The organism is Pseudoalteromonas sp. PS5 (assembly GCF_004103255.1).
GTDB lineage: Bacteria > Pseudomonadota > Gammaproteobacteria > Enterobacterales > Alteromonadaceae > Pseudoalteromonas > Pseudoalteromonas peptidolytica.
On the sequence record NZ_RCSQ01000230.1, the window covers coordinates 1 to 5,620 of the forward strand.

At 42.7% G+C, this 5,620-nt stretch carries 4 protein-coding genes; 1 reads left to right on the top strand and 3 read right to left on the bottom strand.

The window, feature by feature from the left end; genetic code table 11:
* Nucleotides 1-229: 229 nt before the first annotated feature.
* From D9603_RS21080 to D9603_RS21090, 3 genes are all read right to left on the bottom strand, one after another.
* Nucleotides 230-1,606 carry a glycerophosphodiester phosphodiesterase family protein gene (locus D9603_RS21080; protein WP_125251682.1) on the bottom strand — a complete coding sequence of 459 codons (1,377 nt, stop codon included), beginning with the start codon at nucleotides 1,604-1,606 and terminating at the stop codon, nucleotides 230-232.
* 207 nt (nucleotides 1,607-1,813) lie between these two features.
* Complete coding sequence (tmpT, locus tag D9603_RS21085) at nucleotides 1,814-2,449, bottom strand: thiopurine S-methyltransferase (protein ID WP_128732804.1); 636 nt, start codon at nucleotides 2,447-2,449, stop codon at nucleotides 1,814-1,816.
* 69 nt (nucleotides 2,450-2,518) lie between these two features.
* A complete protein-coding gene (locus D9603_RS21090; protein WP_128732805.1) occupies nucleotides 2,519-4,420 on the bottom strand; it encodes a M6 family metalloprotease domain-containing protein in 1,902 nt (633 codons plus the stop codon).
* A 506-nt stretch (nucleotides 4,421-4,926) separates the two neighbouring features.
* Here D9603_RS21090 and nudB point away from each other — a divergent pair.
* A complete protein-coding gene (gene nudB / locus D9603_RS21095) occupies nucleotides 4,927-5,379 on the top strand; it encodes a dihydroneopterin triphosphate diphosphatase (RefSeq protein WP_128732806.1) in 453 nt (150 codons plus the stop codon).
* Nucleotides 5,380-5,620: the final 241 nt, after the last annotated feature.

Genomic DNA, 5,620 nt, shown 5'->3' on the forward strand with positions numbered 1-5,620 from the left:
AAATTTCTTATTTAGTTGTTCTCAATAAGAAATTTTTAACGCGGTTAGCGTCAGATTTACGCCTTCAAATTGAGCAAGTATTAAGTCAAATTGGTATAATCTTTCAATCTCCATTCGACGAGCTACCAAGTTGTTCGTAGCCCGAGGGCTGGGAAAATTTATGCCGCTAGCGCTAAAACTAGCGGCGACAAGGTGTTAACTATTTGCAGCGAAAATTGACCGTAAACTATCAAATACTCGCAGGCATACCCATGCAGCTGGCATAGTAAGTCGTTGTTGCCGGCCAATCTGAAAACACACCTAACACACCGACTTCTTTTGCCAACACATCTAATACTTCGAATGTATCGCCATCGTTGTTTATCATCGTTTCACCCGCTAGGCTGCCGTTAATGCTTTGGTAATACCAGCCGCCACCATTGGCTAAGTGACCTGAACGCTCTAATGTCCATGTTATTATGCCAAGTCCTGCTGCTTTGGCTGCATTGGCATATGCTGAAGGTACGATTTTTCCATTTTCTTCTGTTAATAACATCCAAAGTGGTGGCGCAATAATTTTCACACCATCAGCCGCAAGCTCCTGCATGGTTGGTGATAATAGCTCGGGGCTATGTATTATTTGTTCAGATGAGAGCATTGCTTCAGCAGCAACCGATTGTGCCTCATATCTATCGTCAAGATACACCGCTTGCGTGCCAAACTCAGGCGCTTCTTTTATCCAGTAAAGTACATCTTCTAGGTTAAATGACTGTGCTAAAACATCTTTGGGATCAACGTTGGCAGTCTTGTACTCATTAATCATTTTTTGCGCATAGTCAGTTTGTGTAAACCCATCAAAAGGCATCGATACTGAGGGTGCTTTTAGCTCAGGTGTCATTTTGACACCTAGGCTTTTGAATAACTCAATACTTTGCGCATGTGTCATCAAAGTCCCTCGACTTGCGTATAAGTCTGTGCGCCAGTTTGCGGTACCATTTAAATATTCATCTACTGTAGTGGCATTTGGGTTTGCTGCATCCATCTTACCTTGCAGCGTAATAAACTCCGCAAGAGTGATGTCACTGGTACAACATTTTGCTTGCGCGGCAATGCCATTGGCGGGATCTGCGGGTACAAACGGTGTTGTGCATTTCTTACCAAGCTCAGTGGCTAAAATATTGGTTGTAGTATGTAAATCACATTGAGAGTGGCGACACACAAGCGCTTTGTCTTTTGTGAAGGTTACGTCACATTCCAACACGCCAGCACCCATTTTTGCAGCTGCTATATAAGACTCTTTGGTATGTTCAGGAAACTGCATCGGTGCTCCACGGTGCCCGATAGAAAAGTCAGTTTTGTAAAAAGGTCCGTTAGCACATTGGGCTAACTTGGTTTTCAGTGGGCTGCTTTGCATGTCTTGCACCAGAAAGTCTGGTCGTGTACCAACTTGTATGTTGTCAGCACTGCCCGCAGGTACTTCAACAATGACAGGAACCTCTACTACCTTCACCTCGGTTTTTGTCGTAACGACTGGCTTTTCTACCTGTACTACTTCGACGGAGTCGTCATCACACCCACAAAGTACGAGCGCCGCTGTCAGTGCTGACAAAATACTAATCTTATTCATTGTAAACCTATGCTTATTTTAAAAGGGATTAACATAAATTTGCTGACCATCTGTTCTGAATGAGGAGCGACATGTAAAGCTATCGGCTCAGAATATCGGTAAATCTCCCAAAAAAGGGACGATTACCGTAGCAAATTTGGTCATACGCTATAAGTAAAAGGTGACAATTGTAAGAATAATTAGTGATATTTATGTTAACCCAATAGATTAACTACTCAGTAACCACACACTCTCAAAGACGTGGCTCACTTCTTTTAACCCTCCTTCAAGAACCGTGCGTTCTTGAAGCTCGATGTGGTAGTGGGCACCATAATATCGCTCAACCATTTCCGGTGATACAGCAAATGGTGGTCCAGACATTAAACCTTGCTCATATTCAAAACAAATGAGAAGTTGCTTAGCTGCTTTAGTCAACGATACTAAGTGTTTTGTATAATCAGTCCGCATTGGCTCAGGTAAGGCAACTAATGCAGCGCGATCGTACACAGCATCAATACGCCCTAATAGCTGCGCACTAACAGCAAAAAAATCGCCGACAAATATTGTTAAGTTTGGCGCTTGATATACTCGAAACGCACCTTGTTGGTGAATACGAGGACTGACCTTTAATGATTCAAATAGCGCTACAACGGCTCCTTCATATAGCTCTACGCCAACCACATGTTGGCCGTACGATAAGAAATGGGTGATGTCCATAGATTTACCACAAAGTGGTATTAGCACTCGCTCCCCCACTTTCAAATCGAGTAAGTCGTAGTACTTGTTAAGCATCCTATTAACTTGCCCTTCATGAAACCCGGTTTGGCCACTTACCCACAAGTCTTGCCAATATGTTGCTTCCATCTTGCTCTCCTATTATCAATACCTTTATTTGTACCAATTATCTTAATTTAGATAATTGGTACTATTTAGCTATTTTTGTACGGTTAAGCGGTAATTCCCAGCTCCACGGTAGGAATAAATGATAATACGGTAATAGCCAGCGCTTGCGGTATAGCGTATGGTTTCTTGTGACGAGGGAGTCTCAGAGATAGCGACCTGCTGCCATTGGCCATTTTTCCATGCTTCCAGTTTTAAATCAAAATCAGCACTTGCAGGCCCTGAGAGTACGGCGTCTATCACGCCGCCATTATATTGAAACCAGCGACCATTTGGCTGGATAGCTTGCTCTTGATCAGCCAAATATCCGCTATAAATATCTCCTTTAGGAGGAGGCGGTAGTGTAGCACTTACGGTAAAACGGATCTCAGCAGCGGGATCTGAAATATTACTGATCCGCAAGCCCGAATCATCACCATTCCACCACAAGGCATTGGTTCCTCTTTGCGCTAGCGCATTGGGTAAAGTAGTACTAAACTCCCCTGCTACATTGAATAAGTCACCGTTATCACCACGATTTCGACCGTTTTCTGGATCACGGCTAGCATCGCCATGCTCCATCTGTATATATGGATACCATTCATTTGAGTTGTTCCCAGCTGGGTCTACATGCCAAATCGCCAAGCCCGAGTCCAATTGCTGTGAATGCTGCCCTGATTGATGAATCGCTTCGATATAAAACGCTTCATTGGTGTTATTGGGATTACTCCATTTATAAGAGGTATTCGAACCTGAAATATGGCTTAGCTGCCCTGATGGTGCATTACTATTTAACGCGGGGTTTAGCTCAATCACGTTGTCCCATCCAGCAAGCGCTCTGAAGTGTGCAACCGGCGGTGTAGGTTCAAAACGGTTTGACGTACCGATAGCACCAAAACCCATCACCCCAAAACTTGCTACTGAACCTTCCGAGCTCCCATCATAATCATATAAGTCAGGCCAATTTGTGATCAGATGCCCAGACTCATGTACAAAGGTGCCTATTGCTAAGCTATCACCCATATCTGTAATTTGATACCGATCTGTGCATACACCGTCGGCACAAAAACGTGGGCTTAACCTTGCCATATGCGGCCATAACCCTTTAGACCAAGCACTATCAGAGTTGCCTGCATAGAAGATGTTTAAGCCTCGGATCTGGCCGCTGCTGTTGGTTGTCAACGAGCGAAAGTCGAACCCTTGGTTAAACTCCAACCAATTCAATGCTTCTTTAATTAACTCTTGTGACCGAACCGTTGAGCTTAACGAACTGTCAGCATAGTATGCTTTATTATTTTTAGCTGTGTAGTACGCCGTTACCGTATTGGTATAGTCTAGTTTGCCGCCCGACACGGACGTAAAATAGCCCCGCACAGATTGCGCATTGCCAAATTCAGAGTAATTTTCGTCATTCAAAAAGCGCTCAATCTGCGCTTTTGTGATCGTACCGCGTTCATCAGGGAAATCGATAATAATCGTAAGTCCTTTTACTTTACCTGTAATTGAGGTGTTCAACTGTGTAAGCTCGGTTTTATGCCCTTCGTGTCGACGGTGAGCCAAATCGTGACTTAGTAGCCCTAGCATGCTTTGCTGAGCAGTTTTTACTTTTTTTGCAATAATGGCTGACGATAACCCTTGCTGGTAGTCCTCCGACTGACGAACTTTTACTCCCTGCTTAGCGCGATTTGAGACTAAAACACCGGTGGAAATTAACGCCTCGCCGTCTGCCGATAACTGCGCATAAGCCATACCTCGCAGCGCATCATCATAGACAACTAATTTACCTCCTACTGTGCGCTGCTGAGCAAAATAGTTATTACCATTCAAGATTAACGTAATAGTCTCGCCATCTGGTTGAGTAAATTGGTAGTGTTTATCTTGGTAAGGGATAGCAGCGTTTACTAGCGTAGTACAGGTCAGTAATGCCACAGTCATTGCAGCTGATGTGAGTTTCATATTTTTGTTCCTAGGTTACATGTTGTACAAACCATTAACATAGAACCTACATACAAAATTGCAACATCCTTTGAATAATTACAGGTACAAATTTCATCAATCACATAAATAACAATTAGTTACGAGATTAGGTTAGATAGTATATTTTTACAGCTCAGTATTTAAAAGTGAACAAAAAAAGGGCATTTAAACTATTTTTTTCAATTTTTAGTTTACAAGAGATAAACATTGCATTAGCATTGGTTTCGTTCCTTTGGGGCTGCACCTTTTTACCTGCGTACTTAGGCGTGCCTAAAGTCACAATTGAACTCCCGAGAAGTAGAGCTTGCTAACCAGGACGTTGGCATTATTGGGATTTCCTTGGCACAGCTTGTTGCTATTGGAGTTTTTATGCAGGCCAGATGGCCTGCTTTTTTTTTGCAAAAATGCCATCTCGTTTTAGTTGCTCCCCCCTGTTCATCTCGCTACACTCAGACCTAGACTTTTAATCTCTATAAACTGTATCTATGTTACGAAAACCTTTTTCAGTTTTAGTTGTGATTTATAATGAGCTTGAGCAATTTTTGTTGCTACAAAGAGCTGATGACCCTGATTTTTGGCAATCGGTTACCGGAGGTATAGATCATGACGAGCTGCCAATTGAAACGGCCTATAGAGAACTTAAAGAAGAAACAGGGATCGACGCAAAAACGCTTGGAATAGAGATACATGCCCACCATAAAACCAACCGATACCAGATCAGGCCGCAGTGGCTTCATCGCTACGAACCCGGTGTAACACTCAATACCGAATATGTTTTTAGTGTTCAGGTGCCGTCGAACACCCCTATTCAACTTGCTAAAGACGAGCATACGGACTTTGTTTGGCTAGATAAACAACAAGCATGTGAACGCGCATGGTCACCGAGTAATAAAGAGGAAATACAAGCAATTACCATCGTTGAGCCACAGAAATGCTAGCACACATCCACGCTGCCAAATGTGCTTCCTATTGATAAATAAAGCCGTCTCCTAAACAGATACACGATAGACTACGTTCGCCTAGACTCAAGGTAACAAATTAACTGACTCAATCCATGCAAATTAATATAAAGTTGTTGATTATCCAGAATTTAAGTTATTTAATGCAAAGAATAACTCAAACTTCATCTATCTGAAGCTCAGGTTACCTATACCAATCAACTAAGCTTATACCAATTTG